The sequence below is a fragment of the Arenimonas composti TR7-09 = DSM 18010 genome, assembly GCF_000426365.1.
Taxonomy (GTDB): domain Bacteria; phylum Pseudomonadota; class Gammaproteobacteria; order Xanthomonadales; family Xanthomonadaceae; genus Arenimonas; species Arenimonas composti.
In genome coordinates, this window is the sequence record NZ_AUFF01000003.1 from 228,260 (window position 1) to 254,565 (window position 26,306).

The 26,306-nt window shown below is 72.8% G+C and carries 26 protein-coding genes; 18 read left to right on the forward strand and 8 right to left on the reverse strand.

Annotated features, from left to right (window positions below):
• Positions 1-44: 44 nt before the first annotated feature.
• The 6 genes from gcvH to K311_RS0107915 all read right to left on the reverse strand — a co-directional run bounded on the left by gcvH (position 45) and on the right by K311_RS0107915 (position 6,009).
• Positions 45-437: a glycine cleavage system protein GcvH gene (gene gcvH, locus K311_RS0107890; RefSeq protein ID WP_026816850.1), complete on the reverse strand. Its 393-nt coding sequence runs from the start codon at positions 435-437 to the stop codon at positions 45-47.
• 74 nt (positions 438-511) lie between these two features.
• A complete protein-coding gene (gene gcvT / locus K311_RS0107895; RefSeq protein WP_026816851.1) occupies positions 512-1,603 on the reverse strand; it encodes a glycine cleavage system aminomethyltransferase GcvT in 1,092 nt (363 codons plus the stop codon).
• 132 nt (positions 1,604-1,735) lie between these two features.
• On the reverse strand, positions 1,736-3,331 hold the full coding sequence (locus K311_RS0107900) for an ABC transporter permease (protein ID WP_081683351.1): 1,596 nt from the start codon (positions 3,329-3,331) through the stop codon (positions 1,736-1,738).
• 4 nt (positions 3,332-3,335) lie between these two features.
• Positions 3,336-4,325, reverse strand: a complete 990-nt coding sequence (locus K311_RS0107905) for an extracellular solute-binding protein (RefSeq protein ID WP_026816853.1) — start codon at positions 4,323-4,325, stop codon at positions 3,336-3,338.
• A gap of 299 nt (positions 4,326-4,624) precedes the next feature.
• The gene (locus K311_RS0107910) at positions 4,625-5,059 is read right to left on the reverse strand and encodes an NfeD family protein (RefSeq protein ID WP_026816854.1); all 435 of its coding nucleotides are present in this window, start codon (positions 5,057-5,059) and stop codon (positions 4,625-4,627) included.
• A complete protein-coding gene (locus K311_RS0107915) occupies positions 5,059-6,009 on the reverse strand; it encodes an SPFH domain-containing protein (protein ID WP_026816855.1) in 951 nt (316 codons plus the stop codon). The genes K311_RS0107910 and K311_RS0107915 overlap by 1 nt, the downstream gene beginning before the upstream one ends.
• A gap of 97 nt (positions 6,010-6,106) precedes the next feature.
• Here K311_RS0107915 and K311_RS0107920 point away from each other — a divergent pair, with 97 nt between their 5' ends.
• From K311_RS0107920 to dusB, 18 genes are all read left to right on the forward strand, one after another.
• Positions 6,107-6,787: a Fe2+-dependent dioxygenase gene (locus K311_RS0107920; RefSeq protein ID WP_026816856.1), complete on the forward strand. Its 681-nt coding sequence runs from the start codon at positions 6,107-6,109 to the stop codon at positions 6,785-6,787.
• Complete coding sequence (locus K311_RS0107925; protein ID WP_043797162.1) at positions 6,784-7,872, forward strand: alpha-hydroxy acid oxidase; 1,089 nt, start codon at positions 6,784-6,786, stop codon at positions 7,870-7,872. The genes K311_RS0107920 and K311_RS0107925 overlap by 4 nt, the downstream gene beginning before the upstream one ends.
• Positions 7,873-8,041: 169 nt before the next feature.
• The gene (locus K311_RS16045; RefSeq protein WP_245570639.1) at positions 8,042-8,611 is read left to right on the forward strand and encodes an RNA polymerase sigma factor; all 570 of its coding nucleotides are present in this window, start codon (positions 8,042-8,044) and stop codon (positions 8,609-8,611) included.
• Positions 8,604-9,191 (forward strand): hypothetical protein, encoded by a 588-nt coding sequence (locus tag K311_RS0107935; protein WP_154659490.1) that lies wholly within the window; start codon positions 8,604-8,606, stop codon positions 9,189-9,191. The genes K311_RS16045 and K311_RS0107935 overlap by 8 nt, the downstream gene beginning before the upstream one ends.
• A gap of 38 nt (positions 9,192-9,229) precedes the next feature.
• Positions 9,230-10,483, forward strand: a complete 1,254-nt coding sequence (locus K311_RS0107940; RefSeq protein WP_026816859.1) for a PDZ domain-containing protein — start codon at positions 9,230-9,232, stop codon at positions 10,481-10,483.
• Between the two features lie 83 nt (positions 10,484-10,566).
• Positions 10,567-11,616 (forward strand): hypothetical protein, encoded by a 1,050-nt coding sequence (locus K311_RS0107945; RefSeq protein WP_026816860.1) that lies wholly within the window; start codon positions 10,567-10,569, stop codon positions 11,614-11,616.
• Positions 11,613-12,563 carry a hypothetical protein gene (locus K311_RS0107950; RefSeq protein ID WP_026816861.1) on the forward strand — a complete coding sequence of 317 codons (951 nt, stop codon included), beginning with the start codon at positions 11,613-11,615 and terminating at the stop codon, positions 12,561-12,563. Before K311_RS0107945 ends, K311_RS0107950 begins: the two co-directional genes overlap by 4 nt.
• A 418-nt stretch (positions 12,564-12,981) precedes the next feature.
• Positions 12,982-13,557, forward strand: coding sequence for a TMEM165/GDT1 family protein (locus K311_RS0107955; protein WP_026816862.1), 576 nt, complete (start codon positions 12,982-12,984; stop codon positions 13,555-13,557).
• A 48-nt stretch (positions 13,558-13,605) separates the two neighbouring features.
• Positions 13,606-14,619, forward strand: coding sequence for a hypothetical protein (locus K311_RS0107960; protein ID WP_026816863.1), 1,014 nt, complete (start codon positions 13,606-13,608; stop codon positions 14,617-14,619).
• Positions 14,616-15,617: a hypothetical protein gene (locus tag K311_RS0107965; protein ID WP_026816864.1), complete on the forward strand. Its 1,002-nt coding sequence runs from the start codon at positions 14,616-14,618 to the stop codon at positions 15,615-15,617. Before K311_RS0107960 ends, K311_RS0107965 begins: the two co-directional genes overlap by 4 nt.
• A gap of 38 nt (positions 15,618-15,655) precedes the next feature.
• Positions 15,656-16,789: a GGDEF domain-containing protein gene (locus K311_RS17660; RefSeq protein WP_051239756.1), complete on the forward strand. Its 1,134-nt coding sequence runs from the start codon at positions 15,656-15,658 to the stop codon at positions 16,787-16,789.
• A 269-nt stretch (positions 16,790-17,058) separates the two neighbouring features.
• A complete protein-coding gene (locus K311_RS0107975) occupies positions 17,059-18,351 on the forward strand; it encodes a NupC/NupG family nucleoside CNT transporter (protein ID WP_026816865.1) in 1,293 nt (430 codons plus the stop codon).
• A gap of 1 nt (position 18,352) precedes the next feature.
• Positions 18,353-19,327, forward strand: a complete 975-nt coding sequence (locus K311_RS0107980; protein WP_026816866.1) for a PfkB family carbohydrate kinase — start codon at positions 18,353-18,355, stop codon at positions 19,325-19,327.
• 138 nt (positions 19,328-19,465) lie between these two features.
• Complete coding sequence (locus K311_RS0107985; protein ID WP_026816867.1) at positions 19,466-20,005, forward strand: DUF1569 domain-containing protein; 540 nt, start codon at positions 19,466-19,468, stop codon at positions 20,003-20,005.
• Positions 20,005-20,694, forward strand: coding sequence for an RNA polymerase sigma factor (locus K311_RS0107990; protein ID WP_026816868.1), 690 nt, complete (start codon positions 20,005-20,007; stop codon positions 20,692-20,694). The genes K311_RS0107985 and K311_RS0107990 overlap by 1 nt, the downstream gene beginning before the upstream one ends.
• A 125-nt stretch (positions 20,695-20,819) precedes the next feature.
• Positions 20,820-21,368, forward strand: coding sequence for a hypothetical protein (locus K311_RS18625; protein WP_026816869.1), 549 nt, complete (start codon positions 20,820-20,822; stop codon positions 21,366-21,368).
• Positions 21,365-23,761, forward strand: a complete 2,397-nt coding sequence (locus K311_RS17665) for a serine/threonine-protein kinase (RefSeq protein ID WP_051239758.1) — start codon at positions 21,365-21,367, stop codon at positions 23,759-23,761. The genes K311_RS18625 and K311_RS17665 overlap by 4 nt, the downstream gene beginning before the upstream one ends.
• 24 nt (positions 23,762-23,785) lie before the next feature.
• The gene (dusB, locus tag K311_RS0108005) at positions 23,786-24,775 is read left to right on the forward strand and encodes a tRNA dihydrouridine synthase DusB (protein ID WP_043797212.1); all 990 of its coding nucleotides are present in this window, start codon (positions 23,786-23,788) and stop codon (positions 24,773-24,775) included.
• Between the two features lie 107 nt (positions 24,776-24,882).
• On the opposite strand, the gene K311_RS0108010 is transcribed toward dusB, so the two are convergent.
• Entirely contained in the window at positions 24,883-25,245 is a 363-nt protein-coding gene (locus K311_RS0108010) for a hypothetical protein (protein WP_026816871.1), read from the reverse strand.
• Complete coding sequence (locus K311_RS0108015; protein WP_026816872.1) at positions 25,242-26,258, reverse strand: metal-dependent hydrolase; 1,017 nt, start codon at positions 26,256-26,258, stop codon at positions 25,242-25,244. The genes K311_RS0108010 and K311_RS0108015 overlap by 4 nt, the downstream gene beginning before the upstream one ends.
• Positions 26,259-26,306: the final 48 nt, after the last annotated feature.

Below are 26,306 nucleotides of genomic sequence, written 5' to 3' on the forward strand. Positions count from 1 at the left end.
GCCGCACATCGGCGGCCGGTCGGAAGCGGAAGCGATGCGCCGACTCAGGCTTCGTCTTCGAGCAGCTGGGCGTAGTCGTCCGGCGACAGCAGCTCGGCGAGCTGCTCGGTGTCGGACGGCTCGAGCACGAACAGCCAGCCCTCGCCGTAGGCGTCCTCGTTGATCGTTTCCGGCTTGTCGGCGAGCGCCGCGTTGACCTCGACGATCGTGCCCGACACCGGCGAATAGACATCCGACGCCGCCTTGACCGATTCGACCACGGCGACCGCCGCACCGGCCTCGATGCTGTCGCCGACGTTCGGCAGTTCGACGTAGACCAGGTCGCCGAGCAGGCCCTGGGCGTGGTCGGAGATGCCCACGGTCACGCGGCCGCTGTCCTCGACGCGGGCCCATTCGTGGGACTTGAGGAATTTAAGATCGCCGGGGATCTCGCTCATGACAGGCCTCGCGGTTGGGAATCAGGAGTGGGGGGGATGCCGCGACAGTCTAGCGACCGCCGCGGACGCCGGCATCAGGACAGCACGCCCGGCTGGGCGGCGCCGTCGCGGACGAACGGATACTTCACGACGCGCACCGGCAGGCGCCGGCCGCGGATGTCGACCTCGACCTCGCCGACCACGCCGGCCGGCACCCGCGCCAGCGCGATCGCCTTGCCGAGCGTCGGCGAGAACGTGCCGGAGGTGATTTCGCCCTCGCCGGCGGCGGTGAACACCTTCTGGCCGTGGCGCAGCACACCTTTCTCGTCGAGCACCAGGCCGATCATCTGGCGGGCGGCGCCGCTGGCCTTCTGTTCCTCGAGCCGGGCGCGGCCGTTGAACTCGCGGCCCTCGTCGAGCGCGACCGTCCAGCCGAGACCGGCCTCGAACGGCGTCACCGACTCGTCCATGTCCTGGCCGTACAGCGCCATGCCGGCCTCGAGGCGCAGCGTGTCGCGCGCACCGAGTCCGCAGGGCGCGACGCCGGCGGCGTGCAGGCGGTTCCAGAAATCGACGGCGCGGTCTTCCGGCACCATCACCTCGTAACCGTCCTCGCCGGTGTAGCCGGTGCGGGCGACGAACAGGCCGTCGAGTTCGGCCGCGGCGAACTTGCCGAGCTTGCCGGCAGCCGCGGCCGCGTCGGCGCCGAGCAGCGCCTGCACCTGCGCCCGCGCCTGCGGGCCCTGCACCGCGACGATCGCCAGGTCGCGGCGCTCGCGGATCTGCACGCCGAACGGCGCCGCCTGCGCCTGGATCCAGGCCAGGTCCTTGTCGCGGGTCGCGGCGTTGACGACCAGGCGGAACCAGTCCTCTCGCAGGTAATAGATGATGAGGTCGTCGACGACGCCGCCGTTCGCATCGAGCATGCAGGCGTACAGCGCCTTGCCCTGCACCTTCAGCTTGTCGACCGAGTTGGCGACAAGCTTGCGCAGGAAGGGCCGCACCTGCGCGCCGTCCAGGTCGAGGATCGTCATGTGCGAGACGTCGAACATGCCGGCCGCGCGGCGCACCGCGTGGTGCTCCTCGATCTGCGAACCGTAGCTGATCGGCATGTCCCAGCCGCCGAAGTCGACCATCTTCGCGCCGAGCGCGCGGTGGGTGGCGTTGAGGATCGTCTGCTTGGTCATGGCGGGCTGCGGTGGTCGGAAACGGGCGCCGATTATCGCACTCCAGTTCCCGGTTCGTACGAGGCACGAGGTAGTCGCCGTGCAGCGCCACTACCTCGTACCTCGTACCTCGTACGAACTACGAACTACGAACTAGTCCTGCGCCCGCACGAGCCACCACACCGGCACCAGGCCCACCACCACCAGCCACAGCGCCGGCCAGGCGGCCTGTTCCCACAGGCCTTCGGTGGTGTGCGAATAGACGCGCACCGCGAGCGTGTCCCAGCCGAAGGGACGCAGCATCAGGGTCGCCGGCAGTTCCTTCACCGCCTCGACCAGCACCAGCAGCAGGCCCGCGACCAGACCCGGACGCAGCAACGGCAGAACGACGCGGCGCAACCGCGACAGCGGCGGCACCGCGAGCAGGCGCGCGGACTCCAGCAGCGAAGGACGCAGCGCGAGGAAGGCGGTTTCGGTCGCCTCGTGGCCGACGCGCAGGAAACGCGCCGACAGCGCCAGCAGCACCGCGACCAGGCTCGAGCTCAGCGCCAGCGAGCCCAGCCACGACGACGTCTGTTCGAGCGAAACGAGCAGCCACATCGCCCCGACCGCCAGCACCGTGCCCGGCACCGCGTAGCCCAGGCCGGCGACGAAACCGGCCGCACGCACGCCGCGGTCGCCGCCGCTGCGCCGCGCCAGCACCGAGAAGACCAGGGCCAGCACCAGCACCAGCAGCGCGGTCGCGGCGGCGATCAGCGCCGTGTTGATCGCCGCCTCGCCGACTTCCGGCAGCGCCGCGCGCGCACGCCACGACCACCACAGCAGGCGCGCGAGCGGCAGCACGAAACCGAGCACGAGGGTCAGCGCCGCCGCCGCCGTCACCGCCCAGCCACGCCAGCCGCGCAGGCGGCGCCGCGGCGGCGGCATCAGCTGCGGCCCCGAGCGCGCACCGCGGCCACGGCCCCAGCGCTCCAGCGCGAGCACCAGCCCGACCAGCACGACCATCGAGAACGCCAGCTGCGCCGCCGCCGGCAGCGAGAAGAGCGCGTACCAGGTCTTGTAGACCGAGGTCGTCAGGGTATCGACGCCGAGGATACTGACCGCGCCGAAGTCGGCCAGCGCTTCCAGCAGCACCAGGCTCAGGCCGGCGACCAGCGCCGGCCGCGCCATCGGCAGCACCGCGCGGAAGAACGACCGCAGCGGACCGTGTCCGAGCATGCGCGCGGCATCCATCGCCGCGCTGCCCTGGCGCAGGAAGGCGGCCCGCACCAGCAGGAAGACGTACGGGTACATCACCAGCGCCAGCACGAAGGCCGCACCGGGCACGCTGCGCAGTTCCGGGAAACCCGCGGGTGCGCCACCGAGCGCGCGCCAGGTCGTCTGCAGCACGCTCGCATAGTCGGTCAGGCCGACGTAGACGAAGGCGACGACGTAGCCCGGCAGCGCCAGCGGCAGCACCAGCGCCCAGTCGAAGAAGCGCCGGCCCGGCCATTCGTAGCGCGCACTGGCCCAGGCGAAACCGACGCCGGGCAGCAGCGCGAACACCGCCAGCAGCCCGAGCAGCGCGAGCGTGTTGCGCAGCGCCAGCGGCAGCACTTCCGCGAACAGGTGCGGCCAGACCTCGGGCGCCGGCGTCGCGAAGGCGCTGGCCAGCCACAGCGTCGGCGCCAGCAGCAGCGCCGCCAGCAGCCACGCGCCGCCGCGCGCCGGCCACGGCACCGGCCGCGCCACTGCCGACGCCGGTGTCATCGGATCAGCGCCAGCCGGCGCGGTCCATCAGCCGCACCGCCTCGGCCTGGCGATGGCCGGCGACGGCGATGTTCACCGGGTCGGGCTTGAACTCGCCCCAGGCGGCGACGACCGGGTCGACGTGGGCGCCGGCCAGCACCGGGAACTCGAAGTTGGCGCTGGCGAATTCGCCCTGGGCCTCGGCCGACGCCAGCCACTCGAGGAAGTGCTGCGCCTGCGCCTTGTGCTTCGAGGCGGCGACGACACCGGCGCCGGAGATGTTCACGTGCACGCCGGCGTCGGCCTGGTTCGGCCAGAACACGGTGACCGGCAGCTTCGGGTCGTCGTGCTGCAGGCGCCCGAGGTAATAGGTGTTGATGATGCCGACGTCGCACTGGCCGGCGGCGATCGCGTTCGCCAGCAGGGTGTCGTCGGCGAACGGCGCGGTCGCGAGGTTGGCGACCCAGCCGCGCACGATCTGCTCGGTACGCTCGGCGCCGAGGCGCTCGATCATCGTCGCGACCAGTGACTGGTTGTAGACCTTCTTCGCCGAGCGCAGGCACAGCCGGCCCTTCCACATCGGGTCGGCGAGCTGCTCGTAGGTCGACAGCTGCGATGGCTGCACGCGCTCGGTCGAATAGACGATGGTGCGCGCGCGCTGGCTCAGCGCGAACCAGCGGCCCTGCGGATCGCGCAGGTTCGCCGGCACGTTGGCGCTCAGCACCGGCGACTGCAGCGGCGCCAGCAGGCCGCGTTCGGCCGCCTGCCAGAGGTTGCCGGCATCGACCGACATGAACACGTCGGCGCGGGTGTTGGCGCCTTCGGCCGCCAGCCGCGCGATCAGCACCGGGGCGCCGTCGGACAGGATCCGCACCTGCACGCCGGTCTCGGCGGTGTAACGGTCGAAGATCGGCCGCACCAGCGGTTCCTTGCGCTCGGTATAGACGACCAGCTCGTCCGCGCGCGCCACGGAGGCGGCGACGACGGCGAGCAGCAACACGATCAGCACACGCATGGCGGACTCCGACGGGGGACCGCCAAATGATAACGACTCTCAAGACCGGGAGGTAGCGCCCAAGCTGCCGGGATCAGGTTTTCGACACGGATTCACACGGATGAACGCAGATCAAAGCGGCTGAAGCCATCAACGATGGCGCGATGTCCGGGCGGCGGCCAGGACCCGGCGGTCGCGATGCGCCGAATCCACGACGTGCGGCGGCCACGGACGGCCGACAGCAAAAGAACCGCTTGATCCGCTGTTATCCGCGCTTATCCGAGTGAATCCGTGTCGAAAAATGAACCTCATGGAGGAGGCTACTCCGCCGGGACGACCTGCAGGGCCATGTCGCGGACGCCGGTGATGCGGACGCGGACGCCCTGGGGGAGGTCGGGGCCTTCGGCGATCCAGAAGGCATCGCCGATCTTCAGCCGGCCGCGGCCGTCGACGATCGCCTGTTCGAGCACGTGCACCTGGCCGACCAGCTGCTCGCCGCGGCGATTGAGCAACGGCTGCTCGCTGGGGCGGCCGCGGCCACGCAGGAACTTCAGGTAGACCGGCACCAGCACCGCCGCGAACACGCAGAACACCACCGCCTGCCAGACCAGCGGAAGTCCGGGCACCGCCAGCAGCACCAGGAACACGCCGCCGGCAGCGATGCCGGCCCAGACCAGGAACACGCCGGGCGCGACGGTCTCGCCGGCGATCAGCAGCAGGGCGACCGCGGCCCAGGCGATCTGCGTGCCGGTCATCAGGCCCCCGCGCGCGGCGGCTGCGGCGCTTCGACGCGCCCGGCCAGGCCCTGCTTCGCCAGCTCGGCGATGCCCGCCAGCGAACCGATCACGCCGCTCGCCTCCATCGGCATCAGCACGAACTTCTGGTTCGGCGCCTCGGCCAGCGACTTGAAGGCCTCGATGTACTTCTGCGCGACGAAATAGTTGATCGCCTGCACGTTGCCGGCGGCGATCGCGTCGGAAACCATCTGCGTCGCCTTGGCCTCGGCCTCGGCGAGGCGCTCGCGGGCCTCGGCGTCGCGGAAGGCGGCCTCGCGCTTGCCCTCGGCTTCCAGGATCGCGCCCTGCTTCTCGCCCTCGGCGCGCAGGATTTCCGAGGCACGGTGGCCCTCGGCCTCGAGGATGTTCGCGCGCTTCTCGCGCTCGGCCTTCATCTGCCGCGCCATCGCGTCGACCAGGTCGCGCGGCGGCTGGATGTCCTTGAGCTCGATGCGGTTGACCTTGATGCCCCACGGATGCGTGGCCTGGTCGACGACGCCGAGCAGCTTGGCGTTGATCTCGTCGCGCTTGGACAGCGACTCGTCGAGGTCCATCGAACCGATCGCGGTGCGGATGTTGGTCATGACCAGCGCGATCGTCGCCTGCTCGAGGTTCGAGACCTCGTAGGCCGCCTTCGCGGCGTCGAGCACCTGGAAGAACACCACGCCGTCGACCTTCACCACCGCGTTGTCGCGGGTGATCACGTCCTGCGAGGGGATGTCGAGCACCTGCTCCATCATGTTCACCTTGCGGCCGATGCCCTGGACGATCGGGAACAGCAGGTTCAGGCCCGGGGTCAGCGTGTGCGTGTAGCGGCCGAAGCGCTCGACCGTCCACTCGTAGCCCTGCGGCACCATCCGCACCGCCTTGAACAGGAAGACCAGCGCGGCGAACAGCAGGATGAAGGCGAAGAAGGTGGCGGCGGTCACGGCGGTGCTCCCCTGGAATCCGGACCCAGTCTAGCGGTCCGGCGCGGCGGCCGGCGACTGCCGCCGGCGTGCGGGCGAATCGCGGATAATCGCCGCCATGCTCGTCCACATCCCCGACCTGATCGACGCCGCCACCCTGGCCGGATTCCGCCGCGACCTCGCCGCCGCGTCCTGGGTCGACGGCCGCGGCACCGCCGGCCACCTCGCCGTGCACGCCAAGCTCAACCAGCAGCTGGCGGCCGACGATCCGCTGGCGAAGCGGCTCGGCGACATCGTGCTGCAGGCGCTGTCCGGCAACCGCCTGTTCATGGCCGCGGCACTGCCGTTGCGGGTGCTGCCGCCGAAGTTCAACCGCTATGCCGACGGCGGCACCTACGGCTTCCACGTCGACGGCGCGGTGATGAACGCGCCGGGCCTGCCGCAGCGCGTGCGCACCGACCTGTCGGCGACGCTGTTCCTCAGCGATCCCGACGAATACGAAGGCGGCGAGCTGGTGATCCAGGACGTGTTCGGCGACCGCCGGGTGAAGCTGCCCGCGGGGCATCTCGTTCTCTATCCGGGCACCAGCGTGCACCAGGTGACGCCGGTGACCCGCGGCGCCCGTGTCGCCGCCTTCTTCTGGATCCAGAGCCTGGTCCGCGAGGATGCCCAGCGCGCGCTGCTGCTCGAACTCGACCTGGCGATCCAGAAACTGGCGCTCGACGTTCCCGGCAATCCCGAAATCGCCCGCCTGACCGGCGTCTACCACAACCTGCTGCGGCGCTGGTCGGACACGTGAGCGGCGCCGCGGCGAGCCCGATCCCGGCCGGCGTGCGCTGCGCCGATGACTGGATCACGCATGCCCGCGCCCGCCTGGATCCCGATGTCTACGCCTGGCTCGCCGGCGGCGCTGCCCGTACCTTTCTCGACAACCGCATGGCCTTCGACCGCCGCCGCCTGCTGCCGCGGATGCTCGCGGACGTCGCCGGCGGCGACACCCGCGTCGAGCTGTTCGGCGACCTGCTCGCGCATCCCTTCCTGCTCGCGCCGGTCGGCCACCAGACCCTGCTGCACCCCGAGGGCGAGCTCGCCAGCGCCCGCGGCGCCGCGGCGATGGGTGCCGGCATGGTCGCGGCGACGCTGTCCGGCTTCCGGCTAGAGGACATCGCCGCCTGCGGCGTGGCGCCGCTGTGGTTCCAGCTCTACTGGCAGCCGCGGCGCGAGGACACCCTGGCGCTGGTGCGGCGCGCCGAAGCCGTCGGCTGCCGCGCCCTCGTGCTCACCGTCGACCTGCCGATCGCGCCGCCGCAGCTGAGCGAACGGATCGCCGGCCGCTTGCCGCGGATACCGGCGAACCTCGCCGGCATGGCGCCGTCGCCCTCGTTCACCGCGATGCCCGGCGGCCCCGGCCCACTGCAGAGCCCGCTGCTGGCGGCGGCGCCGCGCTGGGACGACGTCGCCTGGCTGGAGGCGCAGACCCGGCTGCCGCTGCTGCTCAAGGGCGTGCTGCATCCGGACGATGCCCGCCGCGCGCTCGCACTCGGCCTCGACGGCCTGATCGTTTCCAACCACGGCGCCCGCACCGTCGACCGCACGGTCGCCAGCCTCGACGCCCTGCCGGCGGTCGCCGCCGCGGTCGCCGGCAGGGTGCCGGTGCTGTTCGACGGCGGCATCCACGACGGCAGTGAAGCCCTGATCGCCCGCGCCCTCGGCGCCGACGCCGTGCTGATCGGCCGCGCCGCGATGTACGCCCTGGCCGTCGCCGGCGCGCCAGGCGTCGCCCATGTCCTGCATCTGCTGCGGACGGAGCTGGAGATGGCGATGGCGCTGGTGGGGTGTGGGCGGTGGCTCGAGGCCGGGCCCGGCATCCTGTTCAGCGACTGAGAAACGAGGAACGAGGAACGAGAAACGAGTGGTAGGAGCGGCTTCAGCCGCGATCACTCCCCCCTCGCGCAAAGCGCGCGCCGTCACTCGTTCCTCGTTCCTCGTTTCTCGTTTCTCGCTCCTCGCCTCCCAGTGCGACGCTTTCGCCGCCAGGCGCATCCTACCCCCCGTGACCAGCCCTTCCGCCTTCGCGATCGACGTCCCCGAGAGCCTCGTGGCCCGTGCCCGTGGCGGCGAGGCGAGCGCCTTCGAGCAACTGTACCGGCGCTTCGAGCGGCCGGTGTTCACGCTGGCGCTGCGCCTGCTCGGCGACCGCGAGGAAGCGCAGGACGCGCTGCAGGACACGATGCTGAAGCTGTTCGACCGCATCGGTGAATTCCGCGCCGAGTCGCCGTTCTGGGGCTGGCTGCGGCAGATCGCGGTCAACGAGGCGCTGATGCGCCTGCGCAAGCGCAGCCGCCAACCCTTCGCCGACGACGCCGACGAGGTCGAGCTGGAGGCGCACGAAACCCTGCTGCCGCCGGCCGCCGCCGACGCCGCCCTGCTGTCGAAAGCGTTGCAGGCGATGCCCGACGCCACCCGCAGCGTGCTCTGGCTGTACCACGCCGAGGGCTACACCCACGACGAGATCGCCGCCCTGATGGGCCGCACCGCGTCCTTCTCGAAATCGCAGCTCGCGCGCGGCACCCGCCGCCTGCGCGAGCAGCTGCAGATCACCCCGGAGTTGAGCCATGCCTGACGATGTCCTGGTCCGCGAAGAGCGGCCGCCGTTGGAGATCGGCGCCGCGCTGATGGCCCTGCCGCTGGAGACGCCGGACCGCAGCGCCTGGCCGCGGCTGGCCGAACGCATCGCCGCCGCCGAACGCGCGCGGGCGCCGCGCCGGCGCTGGCCGTTCGCGCTCGCCGCCGCCGCGGTGCTGGCGCTGGTTGCGCTGATGCCGCGCTGGCAGGCGGGCACCCTGCCGTCGCCGGCGCCGTCCTCGCCGGTGGCGACCGCGCCGGCTTCCGGCGTCGCCGGCGAAGACGCCAGCCTCGCCGAACTGATGTCCGAGTCGGCGCGCCTGGAACACCTGCTCGCGGCGATGGGCGGCAGCGACGCGCTGTCGGCCAGCGCGACCCTGGTGAGCCTGGAATTCGACGACCGTCTGGCGCGCCTCGACACCGCGCTCGCCGACCCGAGCCTCGACGCCGAGGACCGCCGCCTGCTGTGGCGCCACCGCGTCGCGCTGCTGCGCGACTACGCCGGCCTGCAGGGCACCGCGCAGTGGCTCGCCGCCGAAGGCCGCGGCGGTGACGGCGAACTCGTCGCCGTGTTCTGACCCTCCCCGCACGACCCCCACCGTTACCGAGGTTCCCGATGAAATCCCGCCTGCTTCCCCTCGCCCTCACGGTCGCGCTCGCGGTCCCGGTGGTCGCCGTCGCCGCCGAGCCGGCACCGCGCGCACCGACCGCCGCCGACCGCGCCGCGATCGCCGCCGCCCGCGCCGAACTCGACCGCGCCCGCGCCGAACTCGAGCGTGCCGCCGCGCGCGTCGCCGAACTCGACAGCACCGACCTCGAACGCCTGCGCTTCCAGGTGATCGAGGCCGCCGAAGCCGCCGCCGCCCGCCCCGGCATCGGCATCGTCATGGCATCCAACCCGGAAGGCGGCGTACGCATCGCCGCGGTCACACCCGACGGCCCCGCCGACAAGGCCGGCCTGCGCGCCGGCGACGTGCTGGTCAGCGTCGACGGCCGCCGCATCAGCGGCGGCGGCGGTGCCGGCGACGACAGCGCCATCGCCAGCGCCCGCACGCAGCTGCACGACCTGCGCAAGGGCCAGCAGCTGCGGATCGGCTATCGCCGCGACGGCCGCGACGGCGAGGCGCTGGTGACCGTCGACGACATCTCGCGCGTGATGGTGTTCACGCGCGACGCCGGGAACCACGCGCGCGAGGCCCGCCGGCATGCCGAATTCGCCCGCGGCGAGGCCGCCCGTGCGCTCGAGCTGATCGCCCCCGGTGTACGCGTTGACCTCGAGCGCATCGCCGCCGCCCCCTGCGCCGCCGGCGACGCCGACTGCCGCGTTCCGGTGCTCAGCGAGGCCTTCCGCTGGAACGGCCTGAACCTGGCCGCGCTCGAGCCGAAACTCGGCCGCTACTTCGGCACCGACCGCGGCGTCCTGGTGATCAGCGGCGGCGACACCGTCGGCGGCCTCGAGCCGGGCGACGTGATCCGCCGCATCGGTGGTGAGGCGGTGGCGACGCCGCGCGACGCGATGCGCCTGCTGCGCGACCGCGGCGAAGGCGAGAAGGTGCGCGTCGACGTGCTGCGCGAGCGCGCCGAACGCAGCGTCGAGGTCACCGTGCCGGAAGCGCCGCCGCTGCGCTGGTTCGCGCCGCCGCCGCCGACCCCGCCGACGCCGCCGACGCCGCCGGCACCGCCTGCTGCCCCGACGCCGCCGGCAGCGCCGCGCATCACCGCGCCGGCGCCGCCGGCCCCGCCGGCACCGCCGCGGCCGCCGGAAACCGCCTGGTTCGATGCCGACGGCGAGGTGATCCGCATCGTCCGCGGCGACGTGGCCGTCAGCGACGGCGACGACGGGAAGGCGACGGTCGTGCTCGTGCGCTGAGTGGACCCCCTATCGGCGCCGCGGCTTGCCAGCGCCGCGGCGCCGCTGCTGTACTGGCGCGCCTCTCGCCACCGTTGTGACCGATGCCGCGCCCGCACCGATACGCCATTCCCGTCGGCGTCGCCGCGCTCCTGCTTTCCGCAGCCGCCTGGTGGCTGTCGCCGCCGCAGGCAGCGCCGGCAGTCGATGCCTCGCCGGTTGCGCATCCGGAATCGATCGCGGACCCCGCGACGCCCGTCCCGACCGCCGCCGGTACGGCAGCGCTGCCGGCACTGCCCTCGCCGTCCCTGCCGCTGGCCGAACAGCTCGGCCCGCTGCAGCAACGCGCTGCCGCCGGTGACGGCAAGGCCGCCTGCCGGCTGGCGATGCAACTGCTCCGCTGCGATGTCGCCAACCGCCTCACTGCGGGGATGCATGCGCAGTCGGCGGCACTCGAGCAGGCGCTCGACACGATGCCCGCGGACCAGCTCGAGCAGCTGCAGCTGTTGCTGGAACGTCACGGTGCCGTCGTCGACGACTGCGCCGCCGTGCCCGCGGGCCTCGCGGCGCAGCGCGGCACCCTGCTTCGCCAGGCCGCGCTCGCCGGGGAGATCGACGCGATCCTGCTCTATGCGTACGGCGCTCATCTGGACTTCGGCCATGACGCACCGATCGACGGCGGCCGACCGCGCCCGCGCGATCCGACCGGCCAGCCACGCGACTATTCCTGGCTACGCGACCCGGCGTTCGATGCGTGGAAGCGCGAGGCACCGGCCCTGCTGCACGCCGCCTTCGCTGCCGGCAGCGTCGACGCACTGAGCGCGCTGAGCAGCGGCTACGCGGGATCCGTCGACCAGGCATCGCCGGTACGCGCCTTGCTGCCGCACGACATGGTGATGCACAACGCGCTGCTGATGCTCGCAAGCCGGATCCGCTGGTGGGCCGACGGCAAGCCCCCGCGCTTCCTCACGGCCGAGGGCCGCACCGCAGCGAACGAACTCGTTGACCGCTGGCACCGCGAGTACTTCGCCCGCGCCATCGAACGGCCCGGCCTCCGGGTTCACCCCGGCGCTCCGCCTTACGAGCTGATCAAGCTCGATCCCCATGCGCGTGCGCGCATCGATTGCGCGCATCGGGGAGGCGCCGCGCGATGAATCGCCGCTCGTTGCTCCTGGCGACCGTGCTGCTCGCCGTGGCGGCGGCGACCTGGCTGTGGTCACGCGCCGACACCACTCGCCCGGCGGAGGCCCCGGCCGAAGTCGCCGCACCGGCGCTCCCGCCGCCGTCGCGGCCGCTGCCGACGATCGCGCTGCCGGTCGTGCCGCCGCCGCCGGCGATTCCGACGCGCGAGACCGCCGGCGCGCCGCGCCATGCCGTCGCAGCGTTCTACAAGTCGAACCGGATGCTCGACCGCCTCGACGCGCTGCGGGACCTCGCCGACGCCGGCGAGCCCCGCGCCGCCTGCCGCATCGCCCGTCTGCTGCTGGCCTGCGGGCCGATCCGGAACCACGTGGCGTCCCTGCGTCCGCCGGGTGCTGTCGGCGAAACCCGGGGCGTGTCCACCGCGGCGACGGAACTGCGCGGCCTCGCGATCGAGTGCAGCATGTTCGCGAGCGATGCGCCGACGCTGCTCTCGCACTACCTGCGCCAGGCCGCGCTCGCCGGCGATCCCGAATCGATGCTGCGCTACGCCGATGGGCAACACTGGCCCGAGGACTTCGCGCACGTCTTCGCCGACCCGGTGTTCGACGCCTGGCGCGCCGAAGCACTGCCGATGCTCGAACGCGCGCGCGCCGCCGGCATCGTCGAGGCGGTCGAACTGCTCGAGGCCGCCTATGCCCATGATGCGACGCCGCTCGCCGGCCTCGTCGAGAACGATGCCGAAACCGCGATGTCTTATGCGCTGCTGCGCGCCCGTTTCGGCGGCCCGACGCCCGAGCAGCTTGCCGACGCCGCGGCGCAGCAACGCGCGGCGACCCGCGCCGAGGCGATGTACCGCCGCGATTTCGCCGGTGGCGGCACCCATGTCGACGCGCAGTCGCCGGTACCAGGCGCGCTCGATCCCGACAAGGAATCGGAAGCCTGCGGAGGCTTTCAGTGAAGCGTCGTCAGCTTCGGCGAGGACACCGCGCCGGGCAGCCTCGACGCGGCCAGTCGCGCGCCGATCAACGCCGAGGCGGCGCGCCTGCACGCGCAATGGTTCGACAACCGCGTCCACACCGACGACGAGGCGCGGCGGCGCCTGTCCTGGCCTTCGCCGCTGGACGATTCGCCCACCGCCCGCGCGCCCTGCAGCGACTGATCCGCTACAATCCGCGGGCTTTCCCTGACTTCGGGGAGTAGCCCGGGCCGCCGCCAGGCGGCCACCGCGCGTCAACACACTTGGCAGCAGCCATGGTGCGCGGGCCCTGCCGTCACGGCAGACGTGGGCAAGACCGGAGGCAGGCGGTGCGCGATCCCGGCCGGGGCGTGCGTCGCCGGCCTTCGCGTTTCCCTGTCCCCGGCCCCGGAGTTCCCGCTTGAACGCACTGCTCGTTTCCACCCTCGCCGTGGCGATCGCCGAGATCGGCGACAAGACCCAGCTGCTCGCCCTGTTGCTCGCGGCCCGCTACCGCAAGCCCTGGCCGGTGGTCGCCGGCATCCTGGTCGCGACCCTGCTCAACCATGCGCTGGCCGGCTGGGTCGGCAATCTCGTCGCCGGCTGGATCGACCCGCAGTGGCTGCGCTGGGGCGTCGTCGTGGCCTTCGCCGCGGTCGCCGCCTGGACCCTGGTCCCCGACAAGATGGACGAGGAGGGCGCGCCGAAGCCGCCCCGCTTCGGACCGTTCGTCGCGACCACGATCGCCTTCTTCCTGGTCGAGATGGGCGACAAGACCCAGGTCGCCACCGTCGTGCTCGCGGCGCAGTACGCGCCGCTGTGGCAGGTCGTCGCCGGCACGACGCTAGGGATGCTGCTCGCGAACGCGCCGGTGGTGCTGTTGGGCGCCCGCTTCGCCGACCGGCTGCCGCTGAAAGCCGCGCGCTGGACCGCGGCCGCGCTGTTCGCGGCGCTCGCGGTGTGGGTGGCGTGGAAGGGCGTGCCTGGCGCGCTCTGAGCCCGGCACGGCGCGGCGCGCGCCGCCGCGACCACGTAGTCTTCCCGTATGCGCCTGCGCCCCGCTCTACTCTTCATCGTCGGCATCCTGGTCTTCGCCGCGTGGTTCCTTCACGCGCAGGCGCCGCCGGACCCCGCGCGACCCGACCCGTCCACGACCGTCGACGTCCGGGCACGGTCCGACGTAACGGCGCGGACGTCCCCGGATCAGGTTGCGGGCGCCGCCGCGAAGGCTTTCGGGCCGCTGCCGCCGGTCGACGCGCCGCTATCCGGCTTCGCCGACGCGCTGGAGGAACGGGCCGATGCCGGCGATTCCGCTGCGGCCTGCCGCCTCGGCGCGGAGCTCGCGCGCTGCCGCGCGCTGCTGCAGTTCGCGAGTCCCGAGGGCATCTTTCTGCACGGCCAGGTCCGCATCGCCGAACTCGAGGCGCTCGGCGAGACGGAGGAAGCCGGACGCCTCCGGCCCTGGGCCGATGCGGAAGCCGCCGCCGCGCTCGAATGCGCGAAGCTGCCCGAACCGCTTCGCCGGCGCGGGCCGGAACTGCTGCGGCAGGCCGCGCTCGCCGGTGAACCCGAAGCGATGCTGCGCTATGCGGAAGGTCTCGGCATGTTCGGCGCCACGACCGGCTTCCTGCGTGATCCGGTGTTCGACCACTGGCGGCGCGAGGCGCTGCCCACCCTGCAGCGCGCCCTCGCTTCCGGCATGCCGGAGGCAGCGCTGCTCCTTGCCGCCGGTCATGGCGGCGGCGAGGGCATGGTCGAGGCACTGATCCCCGACGACGCGGTCGACGCCGAGGCCGCGCGCCAGCTGGCGGTGCGACTGCTGGGCGAAGAAGTGACCGTGGCGTGGCTGGGGTCGCGGCAGTACATGCCGACCCCCGCGCCAGAAGACGAGCGCGCCCAGGCGGCGGCGAACGCAGAACGCATGCACGCGGCGTTCTTCGCGGCCCACGATCCCGGCGCGCGCGATCTTCTGGTCCTGCGCCCGCAGGCGTACTACGGGGGCCATGCCGAACCACTCCCGCCGCCGCGCATCGGCACCGGATGCGGGACACTGGAATGAAGGGTCGGCGCGCATGGCTCGCACTTGGGGCCGCCGCCGCGCTGCTGGTGGCCTGGGGCATCCGCACCGCGCTGCCGCCGGATGCGCGCGCGGACGACGCACGGACCGGCCCGCCCATCGCGGCGGAAAGCGCCGGTGGATCCGCCGCGCGCACCGCCCCGGATGAAGCCGGTGCCGCTCCGCCGATGGCGGGCCACGCGATCGGTCTGCCTCCGCAGTCGACCGCCCCGGACGTCGTCGTCGCGCTGCTGCACGACCGCGCCGAAGCCGGCGATGTCCATGCGGCCTGCCGCGTCTGGATCGCACTGCTGGGCTGCCGTGTCGCCGCCGAATACACGAGGGCGCTGGCGACCCGGGAATCCTTCGTACCACCGGACGTCCCGGACGAGTACCTGGAACAACAGGACCGTAGCGAGCTCGCGACGCTCGCCTATCACGAGGCGTGCATGGCGATTCCGCCCGCGATCCACGCGCGCGCCGACGACTACCTGACGCGCGCGGCCCGTGCCGGTGTCACCGAAGCGATGCTGCATTATGTCGACGGACGCCACCTGCACCGGCAGAAGACGTACGACTGGCTGAACCATCCCGGCCTCGACGCGTGGCGACGCGATGCGCCGGCGATGCTGCAGCGCCTGCTGGAATCGGGTACGCCCGAGGCCGTCTTCCTCTATCTCGTCACGAGCGACGGCCCCGATTTCGGCCTGCTGGCCGGCATCATCCCGAACGACCCCGAGCGCGCGCTCGCGTATCGCCTCCTGCTCCGTCGCCTCTCCGGCCGCCGCGACGATCCACCGGGCGTGTCGAACTCACCGCCCGACCGCCTCGTGCGCGCCCGTGCCTTGGCGGCCAGCATGCACGCGCGCCATTTCGGCGATCGCGTCTACTCGCCGGACGAAATCACCACCCGTCTCGCGAGTGGCCTGGTTCCGTGGCCCGACACTGCCGCGACCCGCACCCCCTGCCAGGACGAACCCGTCCCGCTCCCCAGCCGGTAGACTTCGGGCCCGGCTCCCACCCCCCTCCGGATCCCCGCGTGAGCACGCTGCGCGACACCTTCGACGACCTGGCCGCGGCCCTGCGCGAACGCCCCGACGAGATCCTGCTGGAGGTCGGCGCCGGCGGCGAACTGCTGGTCGCGCGGCTGCGCCTGCTGGTCGCGGCGCTGCTGCTGCTCCTGCCGCTGACGAACCTGCTCGGCGGCGGCACCGCGTGGGAGACCGGTGCCGGGCTGGCCGGCACGCTGACGGTGCTCGCGCTCAGCCGCGCGTGGCTGACGCTCGCGCAGCGCAAGCGCCGGCATCGCTGGCTGCCGACCGTGTCGTCGGTGTTCGACGTCAGCGTCGTCACGCTCGTCCTGCTCCTGCTCGGCGTCGACGACCCGGCCGCGGCGCTCAACAGCGTCGTCGTCTGGTGCTGCTACCCGCTCGCGATCTTCGCCACCGCGCTGCGCCACGACCTGCGCGTGACCCTCGTCGCCGGCGGCGCCGCGATGGCGCAGTTCGCGCTGCTGTGGCTCGGCTTCGTGCTCGCGGCCGACGCGCCGCTGGTGTCGGCCGCGTACGGCACGGTCAGCGCGTCGTCGCAGCTGCAGCGCGAAGTGCTGCTGGTCGCGGTGACGCTGGTGACGGCGATCGTCGTGTTCCGCGCCCAGCGCCTCACCCAGCTCAGCGGCACCGACGGGCTCACCGGCCTGCCCAACCGCAGCTACCTCACCCATCGCGTGCCCGGACTCGTCGCCGAGGCGCGCATCGAAGGCCAGACGATGAGCCTGGCGCTGATCGACCTGGACAGCTTCCGGCTGATCAATGCCGAACTCGGCCACCTCGCCGGCGACCGCGCGCTGCGCCACGCGGTGAAGGTGCTGCGCATGGAACTGGGCCGCGAGGAGCCGATGATCCGCGTCGGCGGCGAGGAATTCGTGCTGGTGCTGCGGCTGCCGATCGGCGCCGCGTGGGAGCGCGTCGAAGCCCTGCGTCGCAAGCTCGAATCGCAGCCGTTCCTGCCCGACCCCGACGAGGCGCCGCGCCGCCTGACCCTCAGCGCCGGCCTGTCGAGCTGCCCGCAGGACGCCAACGACCTCTCCGGGCTGATGAAGCGCGCCGACCAGCGCCTGCGCGTGGCGAAGGCGCTGGGGAGGAACCGGGTGGTGGCGCGGGATGATGGCTGAAGCGTAGTTCGTAGTTCGTACGAGGTACGAGGTAGGCGTGGGGGCGGGGAGGTTCGTCGCTGCACCGGTCGTCCACTACCTCCCACTGCCTTCTCGCGCGAAGCGCGGGCCTCGCGACCGGTGACGACCCGCGAAACCGGGGATCTTCGGCGGCCCGCCCGCCGCGTCGCCTACCTCGTACCTCGTACGAACTACGAACTCGGCCCGAATCCTTGCCCCCGCCCGGGCCCAGCCACTACCCTGCCCCATCCTCTCCAAGGCGCCACGCGATGTTCACGTCGATCCTGTTCGGGCTTTTCGGTCTCGCCGTGCTGGTCGGCATCGCGTGGGTGTTCTCGAACAACAAGGCGGCGGTGAACTGGCGGCTGGTCGGCATCGGCGTCAGCCTGCAGATCGCGTTCGCGGCGCTGGTGCTGCTGGTGCCGGGCGGCAAGGACGTCTTCCAGGCGCTCGGCGACGGCTTCGTGCGGATCCTCGAGTTCGTGAACGCGGGCTCGCAGTTCATCTTCGGCAGCCTGATGAACACCGAGACGTACGGGTTCATCTTCGCGTTCCAGGTGCTGCCGACGATCATCTTCTTCGCCGCGCTGATGGGCGTGCTCTACCACCTGGGCGTGATGCAGTGGATCGTGCGCTGGATGGCCTGGGGCATCACCAAGCTGATGCCGGTGTCCGGCGCCGAAACCACCAGCGTCTGCGCCAGCGTCTTCATCGGCCAGACCGAGGCGCCGCTGACGGTGCGCCCCTACATCGCCCGCATGACCGAGTCCGAGCTGATCACGATGATGATCGGCGGCATGGCGCACATCGCCGGCGGCGTGCTCGCAGCCTACGTCGGCATGCTCGGCGCCGGCGATCCGGTGCAGGGCGCCTTCTACGCCAAGCACCTGCTGGCCGCGTCGATCATGGCGGCGCCGGCGACGCTGGTGATCGCCAAGATCCTGATCCCGGAAACCGGCAACCCGCTGACCCGCGGCACCGTGAAGATGGAGGTCGAGAAGACCACCTCGAACGTGATCGACGCCGCCGCCGCCGGCGCCGCCGACGGCCTGCGCCTGGCGCTGAACATCGGCGCGATGCTGCTGGCCTTCATCGCGCTGATCGCGATGATCAACGCGCCGCTGACCTGGCTCGGCGAAGTCAGCGGCCTGTCGGCCTGGCTGGGCAAGCCGACCGACCTCGCGAACCTGTTCGGCTACCTGCTGGCGCCGATCGCCTGGGTGATCGGCGTGCCGTGGCAGGACGCGAACGTCGTCGGTTCGCTGATCGGCCAGAAGGTGGTGATCAACGAATTCGTCGCCTACCTGCAGCTGGCCGACATCGTCAACGGCCGCGTCGAGGGCGTCGAGCTGAGCGAGAAGGGCCGGCTGATCGCCACCTACGCGCTCTGCGGCTTCGCCAACTTCAGCTCGATCGCGATCCAGATCGGCGGCATCGGCGGCCTCGCCCCGGAACGCCGCCAGGACCTCGCCCGCTTCGGCCTGCGCGCCGTCCTCGGCGGCACCATCGCCACGCTGATGACGGCGACGATCGCCGGTGTGCTGACCAGCCTCGGCGGCTGACATGGGCGCGGGACGTCGCCAGGTCGTCGTCGTCGGTTCCTACAACCACGACCACGTCTGGACGACCGACGTGCTGCCGGTGCCGGGCGCGACCCGCCTGGCGACCTACGCCGGCGGCCCCGGCGGCAAGGGCTTCAACCAGGCGGTGGCGGCGGCGCGTGCCGGCGCGCCGACGGTGTTCGTCGCCGCGCTCGGCGCCGACGCGGCGGCGGCGAACGCACGCGTGCTGGCGACCGCCGAGGGCATCGACCTGCGCGACGAAGTGATCGCCGACGTCCCGTCCGGCGCCGCCGGCATCTTCGTCGACGCCGATGGCCGCAACGTGATCGCGATCGCGCCGGGCGCCAACGCCTGCCTGAGTCTGGGCTTCGTCGCCGCCCAACAGGTGCCGCTGGCGGGCGCGGCGGTGGTGCTGGCGCAGCTGGAATCGCCGCCCGACGTGGTGTTCGCCGCGCTCGCGGCCGCCCGCGACGGCGGCGCCCTGACCCTGCTCAACCCGGCGCCGGCGAACGCGCCGACGCGCCGCGAGCTGATCGACGTCGCCGACGTGCTGACGCCCAACGAGACCGAATTCGCCGCTCTGCTCGGCCGGCACGCCCAGCGCGCGGTGTCGCCCGACGACCTGCCGCGCCTGCGCGGGCCGACGCTGCACGGCCTGTGCCGCGAGCTGGCGCCGCGGTCGACGGTCGTGGTGACGCTGGGCGCCGCCGGCTGCTTCGTCTCGCACCCGGAGGCGAGGCGCCGCGGCGATGCCGAGGCCTGCTACGCGGTCGATGCCGACAAGGTCGCCACCGTCGACACCACCGGCGCCGGTGACGCCTTCAGCGGCGCCCTCGCCGCCCGCCTCGCCGCGGACCCGGCGGCGCCATTCGCCGCCGCGGTGCGCTTCGCCGGCCGTTTCGCCGCGTTGTCGACCACCCGCCGCGGCGCGGCGCTGGCGATGCCGCGGGCGGATGAAGTGAGGGGTAGTTCGTAGTTCGTTTGATGTAGTTCGTAGTCGTCGCCCGCGTCGTTTCGACCTCTGGCGACCGGCCGGCGAGAAACGCGTGATCCGGTGTGGCCGCGGACCCACTACCCACTACATCATGAGAACTACCAACTCACGGTCCCGCGGATGAAGCGCCGCACGCTACTGAAGGGAATCGCCACCGGAACCGCCGCCGGGCTCGCCGGCGGAGCGTGGTGGCTGGCGGGCGATCCGGCGGCGGTCGCGGGTATCGCCGACCTCGGCGCGGCGCGGGCCTGGGTGCAGCGGATCGCCGCCTCCCCGGGCGCGCGCTCGCTGACGGCATGGCCGCTGGCGCAGGTGCTCGAGCATTGCGCGCAGAGCATCGAGTTCTCGCTCGACGGCTTCCCCGAGATGAAGCCGGCCTGGTTCCAGGCCAGCGCCGGCACCCTGGCCTTCCGCGCGTTCGCCCGCGCCGGGGCGATGCGGCATGGCACCACCGAACCGATTCCCGGGGCGCCGGCGCTGGCCGCGACCGATGTCACCGCGGCGTCGGACCGGCTGCTGGCGGCGCTCGACCGCTTCGCCGCGCATGCCGGACCGCTGCAGCCGCATTTCGCCTATGGCGCGCTCGACAGGGCGCAGTACACCCGCGCACACCTTCTGCATCTGGCCGAGCACGCCGGCGAGATCGACGGGCTGGCGTGATGGACGCGGAAGGCGGCTCGACGCGCTGGAGTCTCGTGCTTGCCGCTGGCAGCGCCGACGCCGGCGCCGGCGACGCCCTGCAGGCCCTGCTGGCCGCCTATCGGCCGGTGATCCTCGCCTGGTTCCGTCGCCACGCCGGCAGCGACGCCGCCGACGACGCCACCCAGGCCTTCCTGCTGCACTTCGTCGAACACCGGCTGGCGGCGCGCGCCGACCGCGAACGCGGTTCCTTCCGCGCCTTCCTGCACGCGGCGATGCAGAACCACCACCGCCAGGCCTGGCGCGACGCCCATGCGGCACGCCGCGACGCCGGCCTCCCCGCCGGCGAGGCCGCGCTGGCAGCGCTCGCCGACCCGGCCCCGGATGTCGCCGCGGCGTTCGACCGCGACTGGGCCCTGCAGGTCGTCGCCCGCGCCGCCGAACGACTGCGCACGGAAGCCACGCGCGCCGGCAAGGCGCGGCTGTTTGCGGCGCTGCAGCCCTTCCTGGTCGAGCCGCCGGCCGCTGCCGATTACGCGCGCATCGGCGGCGAACTCGGGATGAGCGCGAACCACGTCGCGGTCGCGGTGCGGCGGCTGCGCGAACGCCTGCGCGACCACGTCCGCCGGGAACTCGCCGACACCCTGGCGGCCGGTGCCGACGTCGACGCCGAACTGGCCTGGCTGCGGCGGGCGCTGCGCGGCGACTGACGCGGCTGGGCCCGCGCGGCGACGCATGCGGCGTCGCAGCGAAGGAGGCGCTGGCCCCGGCGCCCGCCGGCTGTCATCGCCGCCGCGGTTCCGCTTAGACGGTGTATCGGAACCGGGGAAACGCGATGCGCGAGAGACGATCCTGCAATCCGCCTGCGGAAGCGCCCGACGCGCCCGCGCGCCGCCGCCGGCTGCTGGAAACCGCGTTCGCCGGCAATCGGCCGGAGGTGCCGGTGACCGCACTGCCGGCGCCGGCCGAGGCCCTGCTCGAGGGCTGGGGGCGCAGCGGCGGCCCGCCGCCGGACCTCGCCGCCATCGCCGCGAGCCTGCGCGGCAACGGCGACCGGGCCGATCTGCCTGCCACTTTCGCCCGCGCGGTGCTCGCGGCGGCGCTGGCCGACGTCGGCCTGGAAGCGACGCGTGCCGGCCACGACGCCGTGTTCGCCGCCCTGCGTCCCTGGATCGATCACGATCCGGACCCGGCCGAGCTCGGCGCATCGGCGAAGCAACTGGGGCTGTCCGCGAGCAGACTGGTCGCCGCCCTGCGCCGCCTGCGCCGACGCTTCCGCCAGCGCATCGACGCGACGCTCGGGCTGTGGGCGCCGACGCCGGAACAGCGGCGGGTGCTGCGGCGGCAACTGCACGAAGCGCTTGCTCGAGAGGACATGCGATGAACCATCCCACGCCCGGCGACGTCACCCGCGCCCTCGCCGACTTCGCCTTCGCCTCGCAGTCGCGACCGGCCGGCGGCTCGCGGCCGCTGGCCTGGCTGTCGGCCGACGAACTGGCGATCGACCTCGACGACCCGGCACAGCGCCGCTTCGGCGACTACGAACTGGTCGCGAAGCTCGGCGCCGGCGGCATGGGCGTGGTCTACCGGGCCCGCCAGCACGGACTGGAGCGCGACGTCGCGATCAAGCTGCTCGCGGCCGGACCGTGGGCGTCGGATGAATTCATCGCCCGCTTCCGCCGCGAGGCGCGCAGCGCCGCCCGCATGCAGCACCCGAACATCGTCGAGATCCACGAGTTCGGTGAGCGCGACGGCCTGCACTGGTTCTCGATGCGCCTGGTCGCCGGCGAATCGCTCGCCGAGCGCCTGCACCGCGACGGCCCGATGCCGCCTCATGAGGCGGCGCGGCTGCTGCGCAAGGTCGCCGAGGCGATCGACTACGCGCACCGGCTGGGCGTGCTGCACCTGGACCTGAAGCCGGCGAACATCCTGCTGACCACGGACGGCGAGCCGCTGGTCGCCGACTTCGGCCTCGCCCGGCGCATCGACGCCGGCCACGACGGCGGCGACGAGATTTCCGGCACGCCGGCCTACATGGCCCCCGAGCAGGCGACCCTGCGGACGCAGCCGCTCGGCGCCGCCACCGACATCCACGGTCTCGGCGCGACGCTGTACCGGATGCTCGCCGGGCGGGCGCCGTTCGCGGGCGAGGACTCGCAGGCGACGCTGCACGCGGTGGTCGCGTTGACGCCGCCGCGGCCGTCGTCGCTGCGCCGCGCCATCCCCGCCGACCTCGACGCGATCTGCCTGCGCTGCCTGGAGAAGGAGCCGGCGCAGCGCTACGCCAGCGCGCGTGAACTCGCCGACGACCTCGGCCGCTTCCTCGACGGCCGCCCGGTCGGCGCGCGCCCGCTGTCGCCGCCGCAGCGCTTCGTGCGTTGGCTGCGTCGCGAGCCGAAGCTCGCGTTCGCATCCTCGGCGGCGTTCGCGGCGCTGGCGATCGGCTTCGCGGTCGCGGCGGTGCAGTGGCGGGAAGCGGAATCCGCGCGGTCGATCTCCGAAGTGCAGCGTCTGCGCGCGGAGATGCATGCGCAGGCGCAGGAAAAGGCGGTCGAACTCGCGGTGCACCTGTTCACCGGCGACATCGCGGGCGAACGCGCCGGTCCGGAGCACCACGGCGACGTCGCCCCGGAAGAGACACGTGCGGAGGACACGGTCGCCTGGCTGCAGGAGGCGACCGCCGGCGACGAAGCCCTGCTCGCCCGCATCCTCGGCGCGTTCACGGCAGCGCTCGCCCGGCAGCGGGGTGCCGAAGGCGCGCAAACGATCCTGGCACCGGTGGTGGAGAACATCGGTGCCCCGTACCGGGCACAGGTCGCCGCGCGCTGGGAAGCCCGCGGCGGCAGCGACGACCTCGTGATCGCGGCACTGTGGTCGCGTCCGGGCAACGCGGACCTGCCCGCCTACTGGCGCGGCGACGGACCGCGGGTGCTGCCGATGGGCGACTTCGCACGGCGCATCGCCGCGGCGCATGCACGCGATCGCGACGCGGTCATGCCCTTGTTCGTCGCCGCGCTCTACTGCGATCCGCGCCAGGCGCCCTGTGCGATCGCCGACGCCGCCCGCAGGCTGACGGCGGTCGACCCGGACAACGCCGCCAGCTGGGCCCTCGCCGCGGCGCGTGATGCCGCGACCGCGGAAGAACGGCGTGCAATGCTCGCGCGCGCCGCCGGTGCGTCACGCTTCGACGACCGTTTCGCCGATCTGTTCGCGCTGTTGCGTCGCGGCCTCGACGACTCCGGAGTGCCTTGGCCGGAAGCACTGCTGCAACCTCTCGCCGCCGCATCGGGCTCGGACCGGCCGGCGATGCTGCCGGTGTACTGGGAGTTCCAGTTGCGGCCGGTCTTCCCGCAGCCGTTCGTCGAACTCTGCAACCCGGTGAACGGCCGAATGGCGGACGACCTGCGCGCCGACTGCATCGCCTATGCCGATCTGTTGTCGGGATCGCGTGGGGGAATGCTGCACAACCATGTCGGCGAGCTGATGTTGCGCCGCCTCCTGCCCGACGGTCCGCGCACCGCCGAACTGGTGGAAGCACGTCGCCGCTATCTGTGGCTGATGTCCACCCCCGCAGTGCTGGCAGTCACCGCCGAAGTCGGCGGCGGCTGGGAGCAATTGATGGACGATGCCGCGCGCGTCGGTGAGCGCGAGGCCTTCTTCCTGCGCATGGAGCGCCTCGGTCATCGCCGGGAGCCGCCGGCCGGCTGGCTTCCGGCGGACCCGGACACCCTGCTGCTGCCCGAACAACGACGCTCCGGTCCCTCGGCTTCCAACTAGAATGCTGCGGTGACTCCGCCCGCCCTGCCCGCCCTCCACCTCGGCCCGCACACGATCGCCCCCGCGCTCGTGCTCGCGCCGATGGCCGGCGTCACCGACAAGCCGTTCCGGATGCTGTGCAAGCAGCTCGGCGCCGGGCTGTGCGTGTCGGAGATGACGACCTCGGACCCGCGCTTCTGGAACACCGCCAAGTCCCTGAACCGCATGGACCACGCCGGCGAGCCGGCGCCGGTCAGCGTGCAGATCGCCGGCACGGTGCCGGAGGTGATGGCGGCGGCGGCGCGCCACAACGTCGAGCACGGCGCCCAGCTCATCGACATCAACATGGGCTGCCCGGCGAAGAAGGTCTGCAATGCCTGGGCCGGCAGCGCGCTGATGCGCGACGAGGCGCTAGTCGCGCGCATCCTGTCGGCCGTCGTGCAGGCCGTCGACGTGCCGGTGACGCTGAAGATCCGCACCGGCTGGGACGCCGCGCACCGCAACGCGCCGGTGATCGCCCGCATCGCCGAGGACTGCGGCATCGCCGCGCTGGCGGTGCACGGGCGCACCCGCGACCAGCACTACACCGGCCACGCCGAGTACGACACGATCGCCGCGGTGAAGCAGGCGCTGTCGATCCCGGTGCTCGCCAACGGCGACATCGATTCACCGCGCAAGGCGGCCTTCGTGCTGCGCCACACCGGCGCCGACGGTCTGCTGATCGGCCGCGCGGCGCAGGGCCGGCCGTGGATCTTCCGCGAGATCGCGTACCACCTCGCCACCGGCGAGACCCTGCCCGAACCCGGGGTCGCCCAGGTGCGCGACATCCTGCTCGCCCACCTGCGCCACCTGCACGCCTTCTACGGCGAAACCAGTGGCGTGCGCATCGCCCGCAAGCACCTCGGCTGGTACGCGAAGGACCGCCCCGAGAACGCCGCCTTCCGGGCGGTGGTGAACCGGGCGGAGTCGGCGGCGGAGCAGCTGGCGCTGACCGCGGACTATTTCGACGGACTCGTGCTGGCCGAAGCGGCTTGAGGCGAGTAACGAGTGGAGAGTAACGAGTAAACGAGTCGCGCCTTCGGCGCGTCGCGCGCAGCCCGAGCTCCCACTCGTTACTCGTTACTCTCCACTCGTTACTCGCTCTATCTGAAGAGCAAGGCCCCGATCGCCGCGACGAAGACCGCGACCACCAGCCACCGACCCGAACCCGGCGCATCGCCCGGCCGGATCGTCTCGTTGAAGTGGCCGCGCGGGGCGCGACGTCCACGCGCGAGCAGCTGCTGGCCGAGGCGCTTGAGGTCGTCGACCGGCACGTTCGCGGCGGCGGCGCGCGCGCCCGCGGTGGCGTTGCCGGCGCCGGCGCCGAGGCGCTGCAGCAGCTGCGGCAGCCCGTTGCCCATGAAATGGGCGCGCATCTCCGGTGACATGCGCGCCATCTGCTGCTCGAGCTTGCCGCGGATCTCCGGCGGCAACTGCGACAGGTCCAGCCGGCTGACGTCGTTCATTCGCCTTCCTCCCCCACCGGCTCGGTCCAGATGCGCGCCCACAGGTCGGGCAGGCGACGGCGCGCTTCCCACGGCCAGGACAGCGCCTCGGGCGGCACCTCGCGCCAGCCGTCGCCGTCGGCGCGCGCGACCACGAAGCGGAAACTGTAATCGGGTTCGGCGCCCATCCGCAGGTCGGTGAGCACGAGCCGGCCGTCGCGCTGCTGCGCCTTCATGAAGCCGTGGTTGAACCACGCCAGCCGGCGCACCGCCGGATACCCGGCGACCGCCGCCAGGTCCGCGGTGTCGGACCGGTAGGCGCGCAGCCGCAGCGGCCCGCGGTCGGCGACCAGCGAACGCTCGCCCTCGAGGAAACCGTCGGGCGTCATCGCCACCACCCGCCAGGCGAAGGTCGTGAACGGCATCGGCACCGTGAAGCGCGGCGCGTCGGCGAGCCCGCGCGCCGCCAGCGCCCGCGCCGCCTCGCGCTCGACGGCCAGCTTGGCGACCGCGGCCCAGCCGAGGTAACCCAGGTTCAGCGCCAGCGCCGCGACCAGCCACGGCCGCGCCTGCCGGCGCATGCCCAGCCATGCCGCGACGGGGACGGCCAGCAACAGCGGAAGCGACAGCAGCGGATCGATGATGAACAGCGTCGCCCACATCGCCGGCGGCACCGGCAGCGGCCACAGCAGCTGGGTGCCGTAGACGGTGCAGGCGTCGAGCAGCGGATGCACCAGCAGGCAGGCCAGGATGATCGCCAGCCAGCGCCCGGGCGCCGCCGCGACCCGGCCGCCGCGCCGGCGCAGCCAGGCCCAGAGCAGGAAGCCGAACGGCACCAGCAACAGCAGCGAATGCGTCGGCCCGCGGTGCCAGGTCATCTCCGCCACCGGGTCGGCGAACAGCAGCGGCAGGACGTCGATGTCCGGCAGCGACTGCAGGCCGGCGCCGGCGAGCATCGCCGCGCGGCGGTGCGCGGGCGGGGCGATGGCGCCGGCGAGGGCGGCGCCGAGGAAGAGGTGGGTGACCGAATCCATCTGCCGATTGTAGGAGCCCGTTGTAGGAGCGGCTTCAGCCGCGATGCC